Annotated in this window: 21 protein-coding genes and 1 riboswitch; of the genes, 7 read left to right on the forward strand and 14 right to left on the reverse strand. The window is 40.5% G+C overall.

Going from position 1 to position 20,899, the window contains the following annotated elements:
• Nucleotide 1: 1 nt before the first annotated feature.
• Together HC965_RS21690 and accC are read right to left on the reverse strand one after the other, a co-directional pair.
• Nucleotides 2-511, reverse strand: coding sequence for an acetyl-CoA carboxylase biotin carboxyl carrier protein subunit (locus HC965_RS21690; RefSeq protein ID WP_022137964.1), 510 nt, complete (start codon nucleotides 509-511; stop codon nucleotides 2-4).
• Between the two features lie 22 nt (nucleotides 512-533).
• The gene (accC, locus tag HC965_RS21695) at nucleotides 534-2,045 is read right to left on the reverse strand and encodes an acetyl-CoA carboxylase biotin carboxylase subunit (RefSeq protein ID WP_191033425.1); all 1,512 of its coding nucleotides are present in this window, start codon (nucleotides 2,043-2,045) and stop codon (nucleotides 534-536) included.
• A 132-nt stretch (nucleotides 2,046-2,177) separates the two neighbouring features.
• A riboswitch (cobalamin riboswitch) is annotated at nucleotides 2,178-2,391 on the reverse strand.
• A 148-nt stretch (nucleotides 2,392-2,539) separates the two neighbouring features.
• On the opposite strand from accC, the gene HC965_RS21700 reads away from it, so the two are divergent.
• Complete coding sequence (locus HC965_RS21700) at nucleotides 2,540-2,863, forward strand: co-chaperone YbbN (protein ID WP_191033426.1); 324 nt, start codon at nucleotides 2,540-2,542, stop codon at nucleotides 2,861-2,863.
• Between the two features lie 128 nt (nucleotides 2,864-2,991).
• Here HC965_RS21700 and pncB read toward each other — a convergent pair whose 3' ends face one another.
• The 7 genes from pncB to HC965_RS21735 form a co-directional block, all read right to left on the reverse strand.
• Nucleotides 2,992-4,167: a nicotinate phosphoribosyltransferase gene (gene pncB / locus HC965_RS21705; RefSeq protein WP_191033427.1), complete on the reverse strand. Its 1,176-nt coding sequence runs from the start codon at nucleotides 4,165-4,167 to the stop codon at nucleotides 2,992-2,994.
• 136 nt (nucleotides 4,168-4,303) lie between these two features.
• Nucleotides 4,304-4,834, reverse strand: a complete 531-nt coding sequence (locus tag HC965_RS21710) for a hypothetical protein (RefSeq protein ID WP_191033428.1) — start codon at nucleotides 4,832-4,834, stop codon at nucleotides 4,304-4,306.
• A 22-nt stretch (nucleotides 4,835-4,856) separates the two neighbouring features.
• Entirely contained in the window at nucleotides 4,857-5,582 is a 726-nt protein-coding gene (locus HC965_RS21715; RefSeq protein ID WP_191033429.1) for a hypothetical protein, read from the reverse strand.
• A gap of 10 nt (nucleotides 5,583-5,592) precedes the next feature.
• Nucleotides 5,593-6,192 carry a TetR/AcrR family transcriptional regulator gene (locus HC965_RS21720; RefSeq protein WP_191033430.1) on the reverse strand — a complete coding sequence of 200 codons (600 nt, stop codon included), beginning with the start codon at nucleotides 6,190-6,192 and terminating at the stop codon, nucleotides 5,593-5,595.
• Nucleotides 6,193-6,565: 373 nt separating this feature from the next.
• Complete coding sequence (locus HC965_RS21725) at nucleotides 6,566-7,345, reverse strand: SDR family NAD(P)-dependent oxidoreductase (protein WP_022137956.1); 780 nt, start codon at nucleotides 7,343-7,345, stop codon at nucleotides 6,566-6,568.
• A 374-nt stretch (nucleotides 7,346-7,719) separates the two neighbouring features.
• On the reverse strand, nucleotides 7,720-8,658 hold the full coding sequence (locus HC965_RS21730) for a DUF1848 domain-containing protein (protein WP_191033431.1): 939 nt from the start codon (nucleotides 8,656-8,658) through the stop codon (nucleotides 7,720-7,722).
• 334 nt (nucleotides 8,659-8,992) lie between these two features.
• Nucleotides 8,993-9,319 (reverse strand): cupin domain-containing protein, encoded by a 327-nt coding sequence (locus HC965_RS21735; RefSeq protein WP_191033432.1) that lies wholly within the window; start codon nucleotides 9,317-9,319, stop codon nucleotides 8,993-8,995.
• A 117-nt stretch (nucleotides 9,320-9,436) separates the two neighbouring features.
• Here HC965_RS21735 and HC965_RS21740 point away from each other — a divergent pair, with 117 nt between their 5' ends.
• The 3 genes from HC965_RS21740 (at nucleotide 9,437) to HC965_RS21750 (ending at nucleotide 11,718) form a co-directional block, all read left to right on the forward strand.
• Complete coding sequence (locus tag HC965_RS21740) at nucleotides 9,437-10,306, forward strand: hypothetical protein (protein ID WP_191033433.1); 870 nt, start codon at nucleotides 9,437-9,439, stop codon at nucleotides 10,304-10,306.
• Nucleotides 10,307-10,450: 144 nt separating this feature from the next.
• A complete protein-coding gene (locus HC965_RS21745; protein WP_191033434.1) occupies nucleotides 10,451-11,254 on the forward strand; it encodes a helix-turn-helix domain-containing protein in 804 nt (267 codons plus the stop codon).
• A gap of 92 nt (nucleotides 11,255-11,346) precedes the next feature.
• Complete coding sequence (locus tag HC965_RS21750) at nucleotides 11,347-11,718, forward strand: VOC family protein (protein ID WP_191033435.1); 372 nt, start codon at nucleotides 11,347-11,349, stop codon at nucleotides 11,716-11,718.
• 78 nt (nucleotides 11,719-11,796) lie between these two features.
• Here the strand turns inward: HC965_RS21750 and HC965_RS21755 are convergent, their stop codons facing one another.
• Nucleotides 11,797-12,654, reverse strand: a complete 858-nt coding sequence (locus tag HC965_RS21755; protein ID WP_191033436.1) for a GyrI-like domain-containing protein — start codon at nucleotides 12,652-12,654, stop codon at nucleotides 11,797-11,799.
• Nucleotides 12,655-12,965: 311 nt separating this feature from the next.
• Here HC965_RS21755 and HC965_RS21760 point away from each other — a divergent pair, with 311 nt between their 5' ends.
• On the forward strand, nucleotides 12,966-13,190 hold the full coding sequence (locus HC965_RS21760; RefSeq protein WP_191033437.1) for a winged helix-turn-helix domain-containing protein: 225 nt from the start codon (nucleotides 12,966-12,968) through the stop codon (nucleotides 13,188-13,190).
• Between the two features lie 230 nt (nucleotides 13,191-13,420).
• Here HC965_RS21760 and HC965_RS21765 read toward each other — a convergent pair whose 3' ends face one another.
• Entirely contained in the window at nucleotides 13,421-14,731 is a 1,311-nt protein-coding gene (locus HC965_RS21765; protein ID WP_191033438.1) for an aspartate kinase, read from the reverse strand.
• Nucleotides 14,732-15,203: 472 nt separating this feature from the next.
• Between HC965_RS21765 and HC965_RS21770 the strand changes: the two genes are divergently transcribed.
• Both HC965_RS21770 and HC965_RS21775 read left to right on the forward strand, forming a co-directional pair.
• Nucleotides 15,204-16,499: an MATE family efflux transporter gene (locus tag HC965_RS21770; protein WP_191033439.1), complete on the forward strand. Its 1,296-nt coding sequence runs from the start codon at nucleotides 15,204-15,206 to the stop codon at nucleotides 16,497-16,499.
• A gap of 43 nt (nucleotides 16,500-16,542) precedes the next feature.
• Nucleotides 16,543-17,250: a TIGR02757 family protein gene (locus HC965_RS21775; RefSeq protein WP_191033455.1), complete on the forward strand. Its 708-nt coding sequence runs from the start codon at nucleotides 16,543-16,545 to the stop codon at nucleotides 17,248-17,250.
• A gap of 88 nt (nucleotides 17,251-17,338) precedes the next feature.
• Here the strand turns inward: HC965_RS21775 and HC965_RS21780 are convergent, their stop codons facing one another.
• The 3 genes from HC965_RS21780 to HC965_RS21790 form a co-directional block, all read right to left on the reverse strand.
• Entirely contained in the window at nucleotides 17,339-18,625 is a 1,287-nt protein-coding gene (locus HC965_RS21780) for a leucine-rich repeat protein (RefSeq protein WP_191033456.1), read from the reverse strand.
• A gap of 15 nt (nucleotides 18,626-18,640) precedes the next feature.
• Nucleotides 18,641-19,045 (reverse strand): hypothetical protein, encoded by a 405-nt coding sequence (locus tag HC965_RS21785; RefSeq protein WP_191033440.1) that lies wholly within the window; start codon nucleotides 19,043-19,045, stop codon nucleotides 18,641-18,643.
• Nucleotides 19,046-19,207: 162 nt separating this feature from the next.
• A complete protein-coding gene (locus HC965_RS21790; RefSeq protein WP_191033441.1) occupies nucleotides 19,208-20,863 on the reverse strand; it encodes a lipopolysaccharide assembly protein LapB in 1,656 nt (551 codons plus the stop codon).
• Between the last annotated feature and the right edge of the window lie 36 nt (nucleotides 20,864-20,899).

Raw genomic sequence — 20,899 nt, forward strand, 5'->3', positions numbered from 1 at the left:
TTTATTCGATTGTTTCAAGGGTTATCAATGTCTGGTCGCCGGTGATGCTGTCACCTTCCTGAACCAGGATTTCTTTGATGCGGCAGTCGGAAGTCACTTTGTAGTTACTTTGCATCTTCATGGCTTCGATGACGATGACTGTATCTCCCGTTTTCATTTCCTGTCCCGCTGTTACGGGTATTTTCACTACTTTGCCCGGCATCGGAGAGGTGATGCGGTCGTTCTGCTCTTCTTCGCCTTTCTTGCGCATACGCAGGTATTTTGCCTGGCTGTCTACGATTTCGACATTGAAACTGCTATAGTGGGTATTTACCTTGTAACTCTTTCCGTTCTCCTTGCGAATCAACTGAGCGTTTGTACTGCGACCGTCCATGAGAATGTTGCAGGTCCCGTTCTCTGCCATCACGACATCGGCTTCAAAAGGCTTTCCGTCGATGGTAAGCACCACTTTGTTATCTTCTTTGCTGACCAGTTCTATTTCGGCCACGCGATTTCCTATATGAATTTCCATAATTGAATTCTCTTTGTTAAAATTAGATTCTCAGCACACCTTTATGCAGTCCGAACTCTTTCCATTTGCTGATAGGGCGGTTGTCAGTCGTATTACCCTTGTTCTCTTCAAGATTCATCAGGTAGTCCATATAGGCGGCAATCATGGCTATGTTTTCAGAACGTTCGCTGGTGCGCATGATGCACTGTTGCAGATACTCGCCGTTCTTGGCAATGAATCCGGTGTCGTAATGTCCTTCCACAAAATCGGGAGTATCCATGATGGCGCGCAGGTAACTGATATTATTCTTCACTCCGGTAAGCTTGTATTCGTGGAGTACGCGGCGCATACGTTCGATGGCATAATCACGGTCGGTTGCCCATACAATCAGTTTACCTATCATCGGGTCGTAGTAGATAGGTATTTCATAACCTTCGTACACGTAGCTGTCGATACGTACACCGATACCGTTCGGTTCTGTAATCTGCTTGATGATTCCCGGACTTGGCATGAAATTCATTTCAGTATCTTCGGCGCAAATACGGCATTCGATGGCATGTCCGCGTTGCTGTATATCTTCTTGTTTCAGTTGAAGCACCTGTCCGTCGGCAACCTTGATTTGCTCTTTCACAAGGTCTACACCTACTACTTCTTCCGTAATCGGATGTTCTACTTGCAGGCGGGTATTCATTTCAAGGAAATAATAATTGCGGTGTTTGTCAACAAGAAATTCGATGGGTCCCGCTCCGATATAGTTTACTGCTTTGGCGGCTGCCACGGCTTTTTCTCCCATATCTTTCCGCAATTCGGGAGTGACGAATACCGATGGCGTTTCTTCTACAATCTTTTGATTACGACGCTGAACGGAACATTCGCGTTCGCACAGATGAATAACATTCCCGTGCTTGTCTCCCAGGATTTGGAACTCGATGTGATGAGGTTCTTCTACGAACTTCTCCAGATAAACGGTGTCGTCACCGAAAGAAGAGAGAGATTCACTTTTGGCAGTCGTATAGGCTTCTTCCACCTCTGCTGCACTGTGGATAAGGCGCATTCCCTTTCCACCGCCACCCATAGAGGCTTTCAGCATCACCGGGTAGCCGATTTTGTTGCAGAGCTCTACGGCTTCTTCCACACTTTTCAGATTTTCCTGTGTTCCGGGCACGACGGGCACTCCGGCTTCAATCATCTTGATGCGGGCGGCAATTTTGTCTCCCATGGCTTCCATTGTTTCCGGGTCGGGCCCGATAAAAATAATACCTTCTTCCTGACAGCGTCTGGCGAAGGTAGCGTTCTCGGACAGGAAACCATAGCCCGGATGAATAGCATCTGCGTGGCATGCTTTCGCCACTTCGATGATTTTTTCTATATTCAGATAACTTTCTTTAGATGCTGCCGGCCCTACACAATAAGCTTCGTCTGCATAGAGCACGTGCTTTGCAGTCCGGTCTGCCTCGGAGAATATAGCGATACTCGTTATTTCCATCTCCCGGCAGGAGCGCATCACCCTCACGGCAATTTCACCGCGATTGGCTACTAAGATTCTTTTTATCATACTTTTCTAAATTAAGTACATACATATTTATGCTTTCCCACCTTGCGGACACAGTCCACCCGATGAAAACACAGTGTTTTTTCAAATTGAGCTTAACAAATGATATCTTTTTCTCCTAACCCACGAGGTGAAAAAACGGTTACTTGATTTGGCAGGTCTTCTGACTGACTTCTGTCTTATGGCGCCTTCCCAATGATAAATATAAACATCAGTGGCATGAATAAGTTCATTCATAAGACTTTGAACAAAGTTTCACAGCAGCGGGACTGTCCGGGATTTACACCCGATTCCCTATTAATCGTCGTCCGTTGGCTACGGATTTCGAACCAAAATCGGGGCAAAGATAAATAAATCTTGAATAGAATGTTCTTTTTTTGCACGAAAGTTTCATTTTTGTGCAATGTAACTACTGGAGAAACCTTTTTTCTTTTAAACTATTTCTCTCTTGATATTGTTAAGTTTTCAATTATTAATTAAAAGGGAGATTTACCAATATGAAAGAGAAAAAAATTGCTCGTGAAGAAAGAAATCAAGAGAAGTTGGCGAATGGCGATTGGGTAATGGCAGAGTTTTATGCTACATGGTGCCCTCATTGCCAACGTATGAAACCTATTGTTGAGGAGTTCAAGAAACTGATGGAAGGAACGCTTGAAGTAGTGGAAGTAGATGTCGACCAGGAAACCGCTCTTACGGATTTCTATACGATTGAAGCAACTCCGACATTCATTCTTCTCAGAAAAGGACAACAGCTTTGGAGGCAGTCCGGGGAATTGACGCTGGAAAGACTGGAAAGGGCTGTAAAAGGGTTTAAATCCTGAAAAATAAGTTTTGAATGGAATACCTGCGAAAGATATGCGCCACATTGTTATAAAAGAGATTCTATAAATAAAAAATCCTCTGCAAAATTAAATGCAGGGGATTTTTTATGGCAATATACTTGCTGTTATCATTGTTTTCTGTTTAACCGTAACTCATATAGGCAGGCTTGTACCTCTTCCGGGCTTCCGGTATGTTTTCCTTCATCATCAGAAAGTTTGATACATTCTCTCCACTCTTGATTGACATTCATTTTACACTGCGTCAGTTTCATTACGATATTCGATGGCTCAAATCCGGTATCATTGGTCAGATTCGTGCCGATTCCGAAGGAACAGCGGATTTTATTTTTGCAATATTCCTGAATTTCCAATGCTTTTGTAAAGTCAAGGGCATTACTGAAAACGATTGTTTTCGTCGTTGCGTCAATCCCCAGTTCTTTGTAGCGGGCAACTAACTTATCGATAAACTCAAACTCGTCACCGGAATCGCATCGTACACCATCGAATAATTTAGCTTGTTTACGGCTGAGGTTACTAAGGAAAATGCCGGAAGTGTAGGTATCGGAAAGTGCGATACCTAAATCACCGTCATATACATTCACCCAATTCTCGAGTGCCATATAGTTGGCATGCTTGTATCCGAATTGCGCTCCATGAAACATGAACCATTCGTGAGGATGGGTACCCATCATTTTCATTCCATATTTCATTGCAAAGTAACAGTTGGAAGTTCCGGTACAATATTGGGCTGTCTCGTTCAACCTCTTAATTACAGTTTCCTGTACGTCAATAGAGAATCTTCTTCGTGTACCGAACTCTGAAAAACGAAGCTGATGCTGATTGGATAACTCTACCTTTTCAGCTAGCTTGCAAAGAATCCCGTTCATATCGGCTACATTGCCGAAGAATCGGTTTTTGATTTCAGAGACAATAGCAAGAATGGGCACTTCGTACATAGTGACTTTATATAGAAAGTCGGTGACCTCGATATGGAGATGGTGAGCTTCATTCAAATGAATATCAATCTTATTCGGGTCGAAACGGAAAGACGATAACCACTCCCAATAAACTCTCGGAAGGAACCGGCAATTTCGTGTCATATATTCCAGTTCTTCTTCTGTAAGTTTTAGTTGACTAAGATTATTGATTTCTGTTTTGAGTACATTCAAAAAATCTTCGGTATATTCAGTGTCATTTCTGTCATTGAAGCTGAAGGTTCCCATTGCGTAGGGGAACAGTTTGATATAAGCATACGATGTGGTAAACTTATAAAGGTCAGTGTCCAATAGTGTCCTAACAATCATTCCATTCGTTCTTTATAGTTTATAACGCTGTAAAGTTAGTATTTGTTGAACAAAAGAAGGGTTTAATTGCTGATAATTGTTCTTTATCTCTATTCAGAAAATGTAAAATCTCTCTTTTGATTAATATAGCAAATGGTTAATAAGTCAAACCGATTTTCAGCGTGATGGAGTGGTGAGATAATTCTTCTTTAAATTCAGTGTGGAAGTATTGGTCTGTGTATTTCTTTAGCCGTTCCAGTTCCTGAAGCTCATAACCCAGGGTAAAATTCATTTTTAGTTTCCGGCTGATACTGAATTGCGCTCCAACGGAAGGCGAGAGGTAGAATCCGCCATTTGCTTTTTTAGAAGTGGCAAATGAGCCGCCGATATTACATTCCAGATAAGGTGTCAATTTTCTTGGCTTGATGATATTAAATTGTGCACTGGCATATAACGGAATAAGTAGCTTTTCGTAAACAGACAACCCGCTGCCTGCGCCTATTACGAATCGTTGATTAATGTGATAATGGGCTATGAGTTGTCCTGTAAAAGGAGTGCGGGAAGGTTGGCTCATGGATATTCCTGTGCCTGCATATGCGGTATAAGAGAAATGTCTCTTGTCCGTCTGACCATTAGCGTAAACCATTATAAAGGATAGCAGGATGGCTGTTAATATGACTTTTTTCATGATGAAATTCGGATATAATATATTATTGTATATCTATGGTGATATTCTTGACGATATTCAGTGCCGTTGTAAGTGAAGAAATATCCGTAGTGATAGCACCATCGCTGCCGTCCGGGCTACTATGTCCGATAAGTTCCGCTACGAATTTCTTTTCACCTGAAGTCAGGTCGATTTCCGCTGCATAGACTAAAGCCGGCTGCCCACTCCCTTCTTTTCCGCCGGAATAATTAGCGTCACCCTCTTTAGCAACCTTAGGAAAAGCTTCATTGAAATCCGTTGAATGATTGATTTCTATTTTGACTATAAACTTCTTCAGTTTTCCGGTTGGAATCATTTTTACGTTAAAACTACCTTTGGGAGTCGCTCCAGTGATACCATCCGTTACCGGTGACTTCTTGGTTGGCAGGTATAAACCATCATCGTACTTTATTCCACGCTGGTGACACCAGTGGGGCAGGGCTTCTTTTCTTCGGTTACCGCCGGAAGCCTGCCACGATTGAGTGGCTATTTTATGTGTCACATAGACAGTAGACAGATAATGTCCTTCCGTATCTTCTGTCCAAATCGCAATCTGCGGTGGATTTTTTATATTAATACCTAAGAATAGAGGGAAATCATGTAGCCATTCTTCCCCCTTTTCGATAGAAATTTTGAGGTCGTTGCTGTTATATTCTACTAAATCCTGATTGCATCCGGTGTTGATAAGTAGAGAAAGGAATCCTATTCCCATAATTGTCATTTTATTCATCTGATTAAATTTATTTTTGTAACCAAAGTTCTACTAATAGATTGATACCTTCTTCTAATTCTTCCCACCCGCTTTCTTGCTGCAATTTAAGCCCGTTGTAAACTTGGCAATTCTCTTCAAGCAATGCCAGATAGCTAATGGCTGCCGTGATGATAGAAGCTAGGGCGGCAGTTTCCTTTTTCGGATGCTTTGAAAGTTGGCTGACGGCATCTATCAGCCAAATACCTTTTTCCTCCCGTTTGTCGCGTAATTCTTTCACGAATTTGTTATCTGTTGAAAGTTCCCAGCGATATAGGCGTTTCAGGGTATAATTCTCCCGTAACCGGGTGATTTGTCTTTTGAATGCTTGCTTAATAAAATCGACTAAGTGTTCCTTGTCCGGAAGTTCTTCGTTGAAGTTAATCCAATAATCATTTTGTTGGATATAGGCTGCTATCAATCCATCCAATGAATTGAAATAGCGGTAGATAAGCATTTTGGATACTTTCGCTTTGGCGGCTATTGCATTGATGCCCAATCCCTCGAAACCGCTTTCTTCGATGATGTCATTGACGGCTTTAATCAGGGTAAGTTCCGTTGCCTGCCTGTTTTTGGTAATCTCTTTTTCCATACTTTTATGCTCTTGTTACTGGTTGGTCACAAAGATATGTTTCCTATCGGTAACATCAAGAGAAAAAGAAATTTTTTTATGTGGTTAGTTTTGGCTTGAAAGAGAGTGATGGGATAGGGGTGGTTGAAAGGGAATCATGCGTTGAGTTATGCGATGCAATCATTAAGTTGTGGCAATGCATCATTTAAGAAACTGCGTTGTATAAATGAATTATTCAACCTGCTATTCAGTTTTCGTTTGACAGTTGTTGAACGAACGCTTGACTTATGTTAAACTATCGCTTGACAACTGTCAAACGAAAACCGAATAGGCAACGGAGAAAATAATCTATATGAATGAACATCTTATTTGTAGTTAATAAGACGCTTCTTTCTTATGATAACTCCACTGTCGGGTTATGGACGGTCAAACCACCGTCTACAACGATTGTTTGCCCGGTGATATAACGTGCGTCATTCGATGCCAGGAATGCGATTGTTGCAGCAACATCTTCGGGTTCTCCTAAATACGGCGTGGCACATTGACCGAGGAATATATTACGGACATCTTCGTTCAGATTGTTTAAGGCGGCGGGGGTGAGAACCAGTCCTGGAGCTACGGCATTGCAACGGATATTTTTCTTTCCCATTTGGGTAGCGATATATTTCGTCAGGTTGATAACACCCGCTTTGCTGGCACCGTATAATGTACCGTTGGCATCGGCAGTAAGCCCGCTTATCGAAGCTACGTTGACAATGTTTCCACCGCCATTGGTTGTCATAATAGGAATGACCTGCTGAGACAGATACATCGTACAGCAAAGATTGAGATGAAAAGCTTCATCAAAATAATTAATATCCAACTTTTCAATATTCAGGTCACGTTTGGGGTCGGTTCCGCCTACGTTATTAATCAGTACATCTATTCTTCCATATTCATTCATGGAAAAATCAATCAACTCTTTGCAACTTTGAAGTTCGGTAGCGGAGAAATAGACGTGGCGTACGTCTGCTCCTGCATGAGTGAGTTCGGCGGCGAGCTGTTCTGCTCTCTTTTCAGAATAATCGGCGATGACTACTTTACCGCCTTCGGAGACAATGCGGCGCGTGGTTGCTTCGCCAATACCACCGGCGGCACCGGTGATGACAACTACTTTATTATCGAATCTGTTCATATATAGGGAAATTTGATGGTTACCTTCAGTTATAAACAGATGGCGGAAGAATTTGTTAGGCTGCGTAAACTCTCTTTAATACGAGAGGACACCCGATTCGAAAACTTTTGCATCTCGTTCAGTTTTTCACCCTGATTATTTAAGAAAACTGTTAAATGTTAATGCCAGACTGCTTATTTGTTAATGCGCTCCCAATTCTATTAAACCATGTTATAAGATAGGCTGCTTTGCCCCGAAAATTTGGAGATATGCAGAAAGTCCGTATCTTTGCAATGTGTTTTTCATAGTATTAGATTTAAGGTTAACAAAAGATTGGCTGTCTGGGATAGATAGCCTTTTTTTATGCTTATAAGTCCCGAATAAATGACGGAATCTTAAAACAATGAATATTGATTATCTCGCAGACTTTTCATCTCCCGTTCTTTCACTACATCATCTTCCGACAAATGCCCGATAAGTAAAGGGGAATTTTTATCATGCTTCTTCATATTGTATGCCGCGGTATTATAATTGCCTTTGATGGCATAACAGTAAATGCATCCATTGAGACAACTCTCATAAGTGCCAATATCAATACTTTCGATACAGTTGCAGACAGTACGCTGATTTTTATCTTTCCTGGCAAGGATGGGGCAGCCGATAATTCTTTCTATCAATTCCTTGTCGATACATAGGCCACTGGGAATATCCAGATGTCTCAAATCGACTTTAGTGGTGCATGTGTCTAATTGGATAGACGGATACGCGTCTATCGTTTTTCTGAAAGAAACAGCTATTTCTTCAATCTCTTCTTTCGTCAAGGGTTGGATGTTGAACTGTCCTACTGCGTTACGGATATGCTGGTAATGGTCGATAAATCCCAACATACATTTCTCGGTATGGTCTTTGAGTCCGTCGGCAATCCGGGCGAATGCTTCCTGATGGAAAGCAACATTGTATTCCTCATTAGTCAGTATCGGGTCATAACGCCATATTACCTTTTCTCTGCCAATCTTATCCGAAAGCCGCTTGAAGGTGTCTATCCGTTGGCTGACAGACGGCAGGTTATTTTCTAATTTCTCACCGTAGGAGTTGAGAGTGAACTGAAAGTAATAGTTGTAATCCTGTAACTTATCCAGCCTGTCAATCATCGGAGCGGGATTCTTTGTCCAAAACACGATGCAATCTACCACGGCAGGGTTTAGACTGACCTTGCTAATCGTTTTAGGATTGAAAGGATTGGGGACTAGCACATATCCTTCTTTAATCCGGTTGAAAAACCATTGCGAATAAAAAGCCGGAATATCTGTCCGGCGGCTGGCACTAATTATCATATTTCAAAGTTACGGCAAAAACAGTTGAATTGCAATACTTTCGGACTGAAAAAAAGAACAAATGGTACGAATGAGGGGAACGTGTTATTTCTTTGAATTATGATTGTGAATGAATATGTTAAATGTTAACGTGAAAAGTCTAAAATGTTAACGCGAATCGGAGAGTATTAAACCGTGTTATAATATGCCCTGATTTTACCCTGAAATTTGCTATTTACCAGAAAGATAGTACCTTTGTAATGTGTTTTTTTCATAAGTATTAGATTTAAGGTTAACAAAAGATTGGTTGCTCGTGATGAGTAGCCATTTTTTGTTTTTATACCCCGATGATTGTTTATTCCTTAATCATCGTCAATAGCATCTTAAACTTTTCTACTGCCGTAAGAGCGTGCGGGGCATTGGCCGGAAATACGATACTTTCTCCTGCTTTTACGGTAAATAGCGTACCGTTTACGGTAATATCCGCCGTTCCTTCCAATATCTGCACAAGTGCGTCGAACGGTGCACGGTGTTCGCTGAGTCCTTCGCCCCGGTCGAAAGAAAATAAAGTGATGTTTCCTGCCGGACTTTTAATCAACTGTTTACTGATAACGCCCCCTTCTGAATAGTCAATAAGGGAAGCCAGGTGGAGCACTGCTCCTTTTTTAAATACTTGTTCCATATCCGATTTTGTTTTAATGAATATAGTTTTAAAACACTTATACGATATGCATTGTTTGTCTATAACAAAAAACGATTTTTATTGTTATAGTACGAAAGACTTAATAAACTGAACATTATGAAGAAAAGAATCTTGTTTTTGGGAGCACTCGTAGGTGCTTTCTTATTGGTTTCCTGCTCGGGTGGAAGCAAGAAACAGGCTACGTCCACGGCCACTCCCGAAGAGTTGGACGATGCCAGTAAGGTGATAAACTATTATCATACGTCTCTCATTGTGTTGAGACACGTAGCCAATGCGAAAGATATGAATGCCGTGTTGGGATATATGGAACAAAGCGGAAAAGTACCCGAAGTTGCTCCAATCGCACCGCTGGAAGTTTCTGCAAGGGATACTGCGGAACTGATGAATCCGGGCGCTTATTTTAATGCGGAAGTTCGTCAGAATCTGAAGCAGAATTACAAAGGCTTGTTTACTACGCGGGCACAGTTCTATGCCAATTTTGATAAATTCCTTTCCTACCGGCAATCAAAAGAGACTGCGAAAGCTGCCAAACTTTTGGAAGAGAACTATCAGCTTAGTGTAGCAATGTCCGAATACAAACAAGTGATTTTCGATATTCTAAGCCCTCTGACGGAACAGGCGGAAAAGGAACTTTTGGCTGACGAGCCACTGAAAGACCAAATCATGGCTATGCGTAAGATGTCAGGCACTGTGCAAAGTATAATGAATCTCTATTCCCGTAAACATATGATGGACGGCATGCGGATTGACGTGAAGATGGCTGAATTGAAAAAGGAGCTGGAAGCAGCGAAGAAACTTCCTGCCGTCACCGGATATGATGAAGAACTGAAGAATTATCATAGCTTCCTTTCTTCTGTCGAATCGTTTATGAAGGACATGCAGAAAGCAAGAGATAAGGGAGCATATTCCGACGCTGACTATAACGCGATGTCCGATGCTTATGAATATGGACTTTCTGTTATATAAAGAAGGAATATAGTTCCTGCCATTTGAGGAGACTTTTCGTGAATGGCAGGAACTTTTTTTATAGAATGTCTCTTTTTTACAATACAATTTCAAACGGGCTGCTTACTTTTGTCTCCGCAATTAAAAAAGTAATATCTTTGCCGTATGCAGTCATTTCAGATCATAAAGCCCGTTCCTGTATTAGCTCCCTATATCCGCCATTATTGGATATTGCAGGATGATGCAGTGAGTTCCGTTTCCGAACGGACGATGCCCATCGGCTGTATGCAACTTATATTTCACAAAGGAAAACAACTCTTTTTGCAGAACGAATCGAGACTACAGCCGCAGTCTTTTGTTTGCGGACAGTCGGTAGGTTTTTCTGATGTGCTGTCGACGGGGCGGATAGAGATGATTACGGTTGTACTTCAGCCTTATGCAGCCAAAGTGCTGCTGCATATGCCCGGCAATTTATTTCATGGACAGAATGTAGCTATAGATGAAATGGAAGATATGGAATTTTCGGATTTATCGAAGCAAGTCGCTGATACTCCCGATAATCTGACTTGTATTCGTTTGATAGAACAATTCTTTCTCCATCGTTTATATACTTTTTCCGGGTATAATCTGAAGAGAATGTCCGCTGTCTTCCATGAAATCAATCATCGGTCACAAATCAACATTTCTCTGTTGTCGGACGCAGCCTGTTTGAGTAGCAAACAATTCGGGCGTGTCTTTGCCGATTATGTCGGCACGACTCCAAAAGAATTTATTCGTATCGTGCGTATGCAGCGGGCGTTGTTCCTGTTGCAACAGGATGCGGGTATACCTTTTGCCCAAGTAGCTTATGAATGTGGCTTTTCAGACCAGTCACATATGATTAAGGAATTTAAAATCTTCTCCGGATATACTCCTGCCGAATACCTTTCTGTCTGTGCTCCCTATTCCGACTATTTCTCGGAACTCTGAGAATGTCCGTTTTTTCCTATCAGGAGCCATTGCGTTACCCTACTTTTGCAGTGTCTTTGCAAAGGCTTAGTAGTAACCATAAAAAGAAAAAGATGAAAAAGTTAATTGCATTTTTTGAGATTCCTGCTGCCGATTTTCGTCGGGCTGTCGATTTCTACGAAACAGTATTGGGTGTACAATTGTCTGTTTTTGAATGTGAAACGGAAAAGATGGCATGCTTCACTGAAGAGGGAGAAACGGTCGGTGCTATTTCGTACGCTGCTGATTTCGACTTTCTTCCTTCGGAACATGGGGTACTTATCCATTTCAACTGTGAAGAGATAGGAGAGACTTTGGATAAAGTACTTCAGAAAGGTGGAAAGGTTGTCATCCCCAGGACGAAGATTGAAGCGGACGGAAAAGGATGGTTTGCCGTGTTTACTGATAGTGAAGGAAACCGGATTGGCATCTACGCCGACAAATAATGGATAAAGGAGAGGAAGATTATCTGTTTTTTGGGTAATATTATGGGTTACGGATTCCGTAACCCATAGTTTTTTCTATTATTCCACCGGAATATAAATTTCGGTTAATAGTTCTTCGGGAGCTGTGTCGCGAGGGTTGTTCAGATACCGTTCGGCACTGGCTTCGTCACGTAGTGTACATTCCATTTCGGGAAGATATTTTCCGTAAATCGTATCATATACTGCTTGTAGGTTGTCGTATGGGCCTTTATAGAGGAAGATGGCATAGCGTCCGGCGGGGATTACTTTGAATCCTATATCGCTTTTGGGGGCTACCTTTGCAGGCATAACCATGCATACGTCTGTACGCAGTTTTTCAGCTGGCGTCACCTTCGGGTCATCGTGATAGATACAAAGAGGACTGAAATCTCCCATCGGGAGTTTTTGTTCCTGAATGAATTGGAATAAACGTATCCATGTTCCGCAGTAGTCGTTCAATTTATAGTCGCCTGACAGACGGATGTAAATCACATTCCGTTCGGGTACATTCTTGACTTCTCTTGTCAGTTCCAGGTCGGGCCTGATAATCGCTGGTTTCATAATTACAAAGTTTTTATTGTTTCGATACTCTAAAGGTGAAATGCCATAAAACTGTCTGAATACTTTAGACAAGGAAGAAGGAGAGGAGTATCCGATGCGATAAGCAATATCGGCAATCGGAATATCCGAGTAACGGAGTAAACGTGCGGCAGCTTCTGTCCGCGTCCGGACGATAAACGTGCCAACCGGTTCACCGAGGAATGCTTTCATTATCCGGTGAAAGTAAAAAGGAGAAAAATTAGAAATCCTGGCCAGCGATTTTAAATCAATCTCTTCTCCCAAATGTTGGTTGATATAATCCACTACAACATTGACACACTTTTGATACTCTTCTTTCGTTGTTTTTTTCTGTTGCATAACTTGTTTTGGTATTTCACTTCGCAAAGGTATTGGTAAAAAAGGGAACTAACTTGTCCGATATTGCTAAAATACAGATTTTCTATTTCTTTTCAGCGTTTTTTCTTTTACTTCTATGAGAATTTTCTTTATATTTGATGTGATTGATTTTGGTATTATTATACAAAAAATGACTCTATTTTTAACCGCTAACGGCAGAAATGATTTTATTGTTTTAAATAATGTCAAAATACGAAATAAAAATGAATCTATTTGTTATAATCTATTATTAAAATTAGTATATTGGAAGCGAATTATTAATAAAAATAGCCATGGATAAAACAATTGTAGGGAAGAATGCCGGAAAGATTTGGTATGCCCTAAAAGAAATTGGTGAAATTTCGATACCTGAATTGGCGAGAAGATTAAACCTAAGCGTTGAAAGTACAGCATTGGCCGCCGGTTGGTTGGCAAGAGAAAACAAAATTTGTATCCAGCGAAAGAATGGATTAATAGCCCTTTCCGATGAAAGTGCGTTTCCGTTTAACTTTGGATAAATGCAGGTTTTGTGAATGCATATCTTTGAAGTGTCCTTAACTTATAAGTAAAAAAATGTCGATATAAAGTATCGCAAGTTAAGTTTGAGCCCGAGAAGTTCTATATTTAAAAGAGTTACCCAATAAAAGGGTAACTCTTTTAACGTATAATAGACGTATGAAAATGCTTTTTCTTGAGGAGAAATAGACGAAAAATATATACTTATTGACCAAGTGAAAATTATTTCCTGTTAAGCGGAAAGTTGCCTGAAAAATTGTTGGGATAGTAAACGGATGGCTTTGCTTTTGTCGGCAGTGTGAACCGATATGGTAAAGCAATGGTCGCTGCCGCCATAAGAAATCAGTGATATGGGAATATCCTTGATGGTTTCTATAATTCTGCCTTCTACTTGTCTGTGTTCCCAATGAAGGGAGCCGATAATGTGTATCACGGACATATTTTCGTCAGTAGTCATTTCTGCGTATTTGTGTAGTTCCCTCTGAATGATTCGCAATGTGTCAGGACTGGCGGTCAGAATCATGGAAACGGATACATTGGATGAGGCCATGGAGATGACATTGATTTTATATTTGCTTATGACTTCCAGTAGTTTACCCATCAATAGATAGCCGGGCAGCACATTCAACGAGGTAAAACGAACGAAAGTGACCGAATCTTGTGTGAGTATCGCTTTTACATTGCTTTCCGTATCATGGGAGGAAATATACAGTCGTTCGGTTGCCAGGTCATTGGTGTCTATCAGGCGGATGGCTATATCTGAATGTGCTGCAAGGGTGATACAGTCTGCGTAAAGTAGATATACACCGCTGTTTATCAGTTGTTCGGCTTCTGTATAAGTCAGAGAGTGTTGTTCTCTCAGGCTATTTTGGTTTGCGTAGATGTGATTGATTTCTGTTGATAAGAGAATCTCATCTGCTTTAAAGACGGTAGCCAATATGGTGGCGTAGTAGTCATTGCGCCTCTCACTGACAAAATCTGTTTCACCATATACGTTCTTGCATAAGGAGAGAGGAACAACGAACATCTCAATATCACGGTTTTGCCCTATATATTGTTGGATGCTTTCCCGGATATAGGGAATATCGGGTCTACGTTCAAGATTGAGTTGCATAAATGTACTGGTGTCTAGCAGTTTGGCATTGATGCCTTGTTCACGCAGGAAATAGGTGAATAAATGCGTGGATAAACGGTATATTTCAGCTTTTATGATTTTATCTATCAGTAAGTCTGCTTTTTCTTCCACCAAATTGTGCATATTGTTGCAATATTTTTGAATAAGCACTTTACTGTCACTGTTCAGTTTATCGCTTGTGATAAGATGGTCTGACAATGTATAGCAATATTCTTCTATGGCATTGATAGCGGTATGTGAAGTTTCGTCTTCATCGTGGAACCAACTGACTGAGATTTCTTGCAGCCATTTTTGTAGAGGTACTATCGTTGGAAGTACTGCTACATAAGGATGTTCATTGCGGATACAGTTGATAATCCGTTTCATCTCTTCTTCATCCTTTATTTTTTCAAATTTACAAACTTTCATTGTTGTCTGATATTTTATTGGTTACTAATCTTTTTCAAAATGATATGCTTTTTTCAAAATAGAAGGCTTTTGCCAAGCTCTTCTGTTCTTTTTGTTTTCTGTATATCTCTAAAAATCAATTTATTAATCATGATTTTACTGTTTAGGAAGGTAATCCTTCCTATAATTAGTATGCCAATATCATACCATAGTTTGAAAGATACTTATCGTTCAGGAGTGAGAAGATTGAAAGATTTATTTCTATATTTGTAACCGAATCAATTAATATACGTATTATTCACTCATTTATGAAACTCTGTATATAGCTACGCTCAACGAATAGCATATCCCTTTCTTAATGAAGCTATTCAGCTATTCCGATAGACGAATTCTATCGGTCAGAGAGTTTTTATATTCCTTTTTCTGAATTTACGAAGCGGTGTATTGCAATGAGAATGCAATAGGCTGTTATCGTGCTATTTAAAGTTGAGCAATGAATAATTATACTTATAAGCAAATTTGGCTCATCAACTTTCCTGTGATGATGAGTATTTTGATGGAGCAGTTAATCAATATTACCGATGCTATATTTTTAGGTCATGTAGGCGAAGTTGAACTGGGAGCTTCCGCACTTGCGGGAATTTATTATTTGGCAGTTTATATGTTGGGATTCGGTTTCAGTGTCGGGTTACAAGTGATGATTGCCCGAAGAAATGGTGAGCAGGATTATAAGGAGACGGGACGTACCTTTTTTCAGGGGTTATTCTTTTTATTGGGAATGGCGGTTTTGCTTTGTTTCTTGATTTACTTTGCGTCTCCCTTTATTCTACGCTGGTTGATTACTTCCGATGAAATCTATCAGGCAGTAATCCATTATCTGAATTGGCGTAGTTTCGGGTTGTTATTTTCATTTCCATTTTTGGCTTTTCGTTCTTTTTTAGTCGGGATAACAAATACCAAAGCATTGTCCGGCGCAGCTATTATGGCAGTCTGCATTAATATTCCTTTCAACTATGGGTTGATATTCAAACTGGATTTGGGTATTTCGGGAGCTGCGATGGCTTCTTCTTTGGCTGAATTCGGTGCATTCATTGTACTCCTCTTATATATGTGGACGAAAGTGGATAAAGTGAAATATGGATTAAAGTTTGTTTATGATGGAAAGTTGTTGGTGCGGTTGTTGAAGCTGTCCTTGTGGAGTATGCTTCATGCTTTTATCAGTGTCGCGCCGTGGTTTCTCTTTTTTGTGGCGGTTGAGCATTTAGGAAAAACGGAACTGGCCGTTTCCAATATTACCCGCAGTGTTTCTACTGTCTTCTTTGTGATAGTCAATTCATTTGCCACTACTACCGGAGCTCTAGTCAGCAATCTGATTGGAGCAGGACAGGGGAAAGAACTTTTTCCGGTTTGCCGTAAAGTTCTTAAACTGGGATATTTGCTGGGACTGCCATTGGTCGGAATAGCTCTTTTATGCAATCAATGGATTGTAGGTTTTTATACGAATAATAACCTGTTGGTAGAGCTGTCTTACTATCCTTTTGTAGTCATGTCATTGAATTATATCTTTGCATTGCCCGGATATGTCTATATCAATGCTGTCACAGGAACAGGAAGAACGAAACTGGCTTTTGTATTTCAGTTGGTAACCATCTTGTTGTACCTCGTTTACTTATATCTTTTGAGTGAATGTTTCCATGCTTCTTTAGTTATGTATATGACAGCGGAGTACTTGTTTGTAATAATGCTGGGATTGCAATCTGTCCTGTATCTGAAGAGGAAATTGAATTAGAATGTGTATTTTTGCATCTTCGATGATTGATACCTCTTTTGAAATGACTGAAGATATAAAGAATAAACTATTGATGTGTGCGGAAATTTATCATTGTGCCGGATTTATAGCAAGTGACCCGGTGCAGTTTCCGCATCGTTACACACTGAAGCAAGACATTGAGATTAGCGGTCTGCTGACGGCAATAATGAGTTTTGGCAATCGTAAACAGATACGGAAAAAGGCGGATGAACTGCATGGATTGATGGGGGATTCACCTTACCAATATGTATTGTCATGCCAATGGAAGGAGGATTTTCCGGCGGGAGTAAAGGATAGTTTCTATCGAATGCTCTCGTACTCTGATTTTCATGGATATTTTCAGCGTTTGTATGCAGCCTATTCCCGGTTTGATAGTTTGGAAGATGCTTTGCGTGTACATCCCGGGATACCGATGGAAAAGTTATGTGCCTTTCTTGAAGTTTCCGCCAAAAGCCCACAGAAAAAGCTGAATATGTTTTTGCGTTGGATGATTCGCCGGGATTCGGAAGTTGATTTTGGTATTTGGGAGAGTTTCGACCGGAAAGATTTGATTGTTCCTTTGGATACACATGTCTGCCGGGTAGCTCACTATTTTAATTTGACGGATTCGGAAACTTTTTCTCTGAAGAATGCCCGTCAGATTACCGCTGCTTTGGCAGAGGTCTTTCCTGATGACCCTTGTTTGGGGGATTTTGCCCTGTTCGGGTTGGGGATAAACGGAGAAATTTAAGTCGGTTGACAATAGAAAAAAACGATTATAACTGATAAAGTAAGGGTTTAGGAGCTTTCTTTACAGTTATAATCGAAGAAAGAAACTACTAGAACGTTGTTATCTTGTCTTTAAACTCTTTCCATCCGTTCGCTGATTTATAGTTCTCTACTGCTCCGGAAGGAACACGGATTGCTGTAATATTCTTAGGAAATCCGTACCATACCTTTTCAAATACCTGTGGTGGGGTTGCTGTCTCTACCTTGACTTCCTGGATGCCTGTATTATCGAAAGCTGAGAAATTGATTTGTGTGACGCTTGCCGGAATGGTTAGTTGAGTTACTTTTTGGTTGCCGCCGAGTAGCCCTTGTCCTAATATCCGGATGCTTTGCGGAATTTCAAAACGGGTTAGCTTCGGGCATCCTTCAAAGCAATATGCTTTAATTATGGCATTGGGGCCGTCATTGGAAGCGGCGCCGTAAGTTAATACTTCTGTCAATTCCGGACAATAGTAGAATGCTCTGTCTACCAGGGTTGTAATGCCGTTCGGTAGTTTGGCAGTTACAATACCACTTTCACGGAAAGCTTCCTGTCCGATTGTCTTTACATTCTCAGGGACTTTAATCATCTTCAGTTTTGAAGTACCGAGGAATGCTTGCGAACCGATTTCCTTTAGCGTTGAAGGTAATTCAATCTCTTCGATACCGGAAAGGAAGAAGGTACTGGCAGGAAGTTCGGTGAGCTTCGTCTGACTTAAATCTACCCGCTTCAAGTTTTTGCAATAATAAAATATGTCTTCTTCAAGTTTCTCCAAAGTCGAAGGGAAAACGATTTCTTGAATACTTGAATTAAAGAAAGCCTGTTCTCCGATGGAGGTGAGTCCTTCGTTAAGTACTACTTTGGTTATCTTTTTCCCATAAAACACATTTTTCGAGATTGATTTCACATGACTGGGCAACGTAATTTCATCATAACCGTTCACAACTTCCGTCAATGCTCCGTTCTCTATGCGTATAGGGGCTATCTGTACAGTAAACGTTTTCTGTTTCCCTTCTATGGTAATTGTAACTTCTTGCTTTTCAACAGGAGCTGCAGAGGAAAAACCGCTGATTTGCTCTGAAGTAACTGTAACGGGTCGTTGTTTACCATCATCATAATTACCAATCACTTTGATTCCGGTCAAGTCAATCTTCTCACCTAAAGCGTAAACTGTTTTTTCAGGGAGTTGCTCTATTGAGAAGCTTTCTAGTAAAGCTCCTGATGTATCGGACGGTTGCCCGGTGGATGGTGTATTGGTTTTATGTTCATCGCTTTCAGTACCACAGCTTTGCAAAGCAAACCCGAATAGTACTTGTAAGCAGAGTACTGCTATTATCTTGAATTTAAAATATTTCATCATTGGTATAAAATTCTAATTAGGGAATTGGGTTAAACGTATTTCTACTTTCACTATTTTGCCTGCTTCCACAGTTTTTCCGGCAGACCATATTTGATAGTTTTTCGGTCCGCCACCTTCCTGTACTACAAAAGTAAGGAAACGTTGTTTCTGTGTCGCAAACCAGATTTCTTGTGGCAAAGTAAATGTAGCCAACCCTTTTTCATCTGTTCTGCTAACTTCAGTAGGCAAGGTCAAATTATCTTTTTCAAAAATCTCATAATCTTTTTCATTATACATTTTAACGGGAACATTCGTTGCTATTTTTCCATTCTCGTCATAAACTGCTACTACTACTTTTGCTTCTCCTGTTTCTACTTTTTCTTTTCCGCATGCTACCATGAAAAGCATGACACTTAATAACATAACAATCTTTCTCATAATCTTCATCTTTTACTGATTTTTCGATTACAAAAGTAGTGAGATTCTGTCATTTCTGAGTTACGATACAGTCTTGTGTATCTAACACTCTTGTTTTGTATGCATTGATATTCAATTATTTATAAAAGTAAGTCTCTGATTTTTCTAACACTAGCCTAACACCTATTCAAAAAGTGATAAAAACAGGTCTTTATTGGTTGTCTCCGCTGATTTTATGCGTGACTTTAAGCGTGACTTACGGGCATAAACATTAGCTACCGTGTCTTTCATAAACAGACTGATAACTTGTGGTGAGAAACCGACAAAGATATAACAAAGTAACCGGATGTCTGCTTCTTTCATTGCAGGAAAATCATTCCGTAGTTTCTGCATGGCATTATCGTGGCAGGTATTTACAATCAGCTCCAGTTCTTGCAACATCTCGTTATTCTCTGAAAAGTCTGTGATTATTTGCTTCACTTCCTGGAACATGGCGGCCTGTTGCGATAAAGTGTTCTCCCGTTCATAGTAGGTTTTACCCAGTTTGTCGATAATATCAAAACGGGAAGTGACCAATCCTTTCAAATGACTTTCCGTGCTGCGCTGTCCTTCCATGCGTTCTGTCAGGGCTTTGTATTCGGAATTGGCTTCTTCTGCCAGTAATAGATAGTGGTCAGTACGTTCACGTTGCAGACGCATCCGTTGCCGGATGATGTACCAGGCTACTCCTAATAACAGAATGACAATGACTATGGCAGAAATCTCTAAAATTGTGCGATTTTTGATACGATATTCAGCGAAAGCTGATTGTTCCTGAAAATATTCACGTTCAACCATACCGGCAGAGAATTGCATATTCGAGCGCGTCAGGGAATCAGTTAGATAAATATAACGATGTATATTATCCGTTGCTTTTTCAAAGTTTTTGGATTGCGCTTCGATTCGATAGGCAGTATAGTATAAGTCTGCCATATCACGAATATCGGTCGTATGTGCTTCTGCCAGTTTCAGATAATGACGTGCACTATCCACACGATTCTTTAAAAGTTGTACATCAACCAATGTATGGTAACCGTACAATGTATCTTTCCGTGCAGAAAGTTCAATACGTTGCAGTAGGTCATGAGGTATTTGTCTCTTTCCTGATATTACATAGAGAGATGCCAGGTTAGTCAGACTGGATTCAGCTAGTTCATCATTCTTTTGTTCATCGGCCAAATCAAGTGCAGCAGAGTAGAGTCGCATTGCTTTTTCAATATCCTTTGAATGATAAGCGGAGGCAGCCATATCGAGTGTAGCTTCCGTTTCTTCACGAAGATTTTCAGATTGACGGAAATTATTCCGGGATTCCCGGAAATAATGATAGGCACGGTTATAGTTCATCTGTGCATAATATACCTCACCGATTTGATTATACAGAAGCCCCTTATAATAAGGTTCATTGGTATCTTTCAGCTTTTTCTCAATTTCCAGAAATATGCGTAATGCTCCTGCTTTGTCATCTGCACGTAATTTAATGCGCCCCCAATAATAGAGAGTCTTACATTGATTACGTAAATTCTTCGGATGATGTTCATAGTAATTCCAGGCTTTTCGGATAAGTGAATCATTCGTTATTTTAATATGGTTCTTATCCAAAGCCGCAGAATAAAGTAAAGCATATCTGGCCTGTTCCGCCTGTTGACTTCCGGGGATAAATTGTTGCAGTATAGTCAAAGCGCTATCCGGCTTGTTTTGCAGCAAAGCTTCCGCTTCATCAAGGCGGGAATCCTGTTCTCTGTTATAGCATCCTGTAAAAGAGAGAACTATCAATATTCCAAGTATAATCCTGCATTTCATGCTGTGAATGTAATAAAAATATTTCGAGTTTAACAT

Origin of the sequence: Bacteroides sp. GM023, from assembly GCF_014750685.1 — a bacterium.
Taxonomy (GTDB): Bacteria; Bacteroidota; Bacteroidia; order Bacteroidales; family Bacteroidaceae; genus Bacteroides.

Coding starts and splice junctions, on each gene's coding strand:
- HC965_RS21740 (WP_191033433.1), top strand. CDS start 9,437: ATGAAGAAAAGAATCTTGTTTTTGGGAGCACTCGTAGGTGCTTTCTTA.
- HC965_RS21750 (WP_191033435.1), top strand. CDS start 11,347: ATGAAAAAGTTAATTGCATTTTTTGAGATTCCTGCTGCCGATTTTCGT.
- HC965_RS21780 (WP_191033456.1), bottom strand. CDS start 18,625: ATGAAATATTTTAAATTCAAGATAATAGCAGTACTCTGCTTACAAGTA.
- HC965_RS21770 (WP_191033439.1), top strand. CDS start 15,204: ATGAATAATTATACTTATAAGCAAATTTGGCTCATCAACTTTCCTGTG.
- HC965_RS21765 (WP_191033438.1), bottom strand. CDS start 14,731: ATGAAAGTTTGTAAATTTGAAAAAATAAAGGATGAAGAAGAGATGAAA.
- HC965_RS21715 (WP_191033429.1), bottom strand. CDS start 5,582: ATGAATAAAATGACAATTATGGGAATAGGATTCCTTTCTCTACTTATC.
- HC965_RS21755 (WP_191033436.1), bottom strand. CDS start 12,654: ATGCAACAGAAAAAAACAACGAAAGAAGAGTATCAAAAGTGTGTCAAT.
- HC965_RS21785 (WP_191033440.1), bottom strand. CDS start 19,045: ATGAGAAAGATTGTTATGTTATTAAGTGTCATGCTTTTCATGGTAGCA.
- HC965_RS21690 (WP_022137964.1), bottom strand. CDS start 511: ATGGAAATTCATATAGGAAATCGCGTGGCCGAAATAGAACTGGTCAGC.
- HC965_RS21720 (WP_191033430.1), bottom strand. CDS start 6,192: ATGGAAAAAGAGATTACCAAAAACAGGCAGGCAACGGAACTTACCCTG.
- accC (WP_191033425.1), bottom strand. CDS start 2,045: ATGATAAAAAGAATCTTAGTAGCCAATCGCGGTGAAATTGCCGTGAGG.
- HC965_RS21775 (WP_191033455.1), top strand. CDS start 16,543: ATGACTGAAGATATAAAGAATAAACTATTGATGTGTGCGGAAATTTAT.
- HC965_RS21730 (WP_191033431.1), bottom strand. CDS start 8,658: ATGATAATTAGTGCCAGCCGCCGGACAGATATTCCGGCTTTTTATTCG.
- HC965_RS21700 (WP_191033426.1), top strand. CDS start 2,540: ATGAAAGAGAAAAAAATTGCTCGTGAAGAAAGAAATCAAGAGAAGTTG.
- HC965_RS21710 (WP_191033428.1), bottom strand. CDS start 4,834: ATGAAAAAAGTCATATTAACAGCCATCCTGCTATCCTTTATAATGGTT.
- HC965_RS21735 (WP_191033432.1), bottom strand. CDS start 9,319: ATGGAACAAGTATTTAAAAAAGGAGCAGTGCTCCACCTGGCTTCCCTT.
- HC965_RS21725 (WP_022137956.1), bottom strand. CDS start 7,345: ATGAACAGATTCGATAATAAAGTAGTTGTCATCACCGGTGCCGCCGGT.
- HC965_RS21790 (WP_191033441.1), bottom strand. CDS start 20,863: ATGAAATGCAGGATTATACTTGGAATATTGATAGTTCTCTCTTTTACA.
- HC965_RS21745 (WP_191033434.1), top strand. CDS start 10,451: ATGCAGTCATTTCAGATCATAAAGCCCGTTCCTGTATTAGCTCCCTAT.
- HC965_RS21760 (WP_191033437.1), top strand. CDS start 12,966: ATGGATAAAACAATTGTAGGGAAGAATGCCGGAAAGATTTGGTATGCC.
- pncB (WP_191033427.1), bottom strand. CDS start 4,167: ATGATTGTTAGGACACTATTGGACACTGACCTTTATAAGTTTACCACA.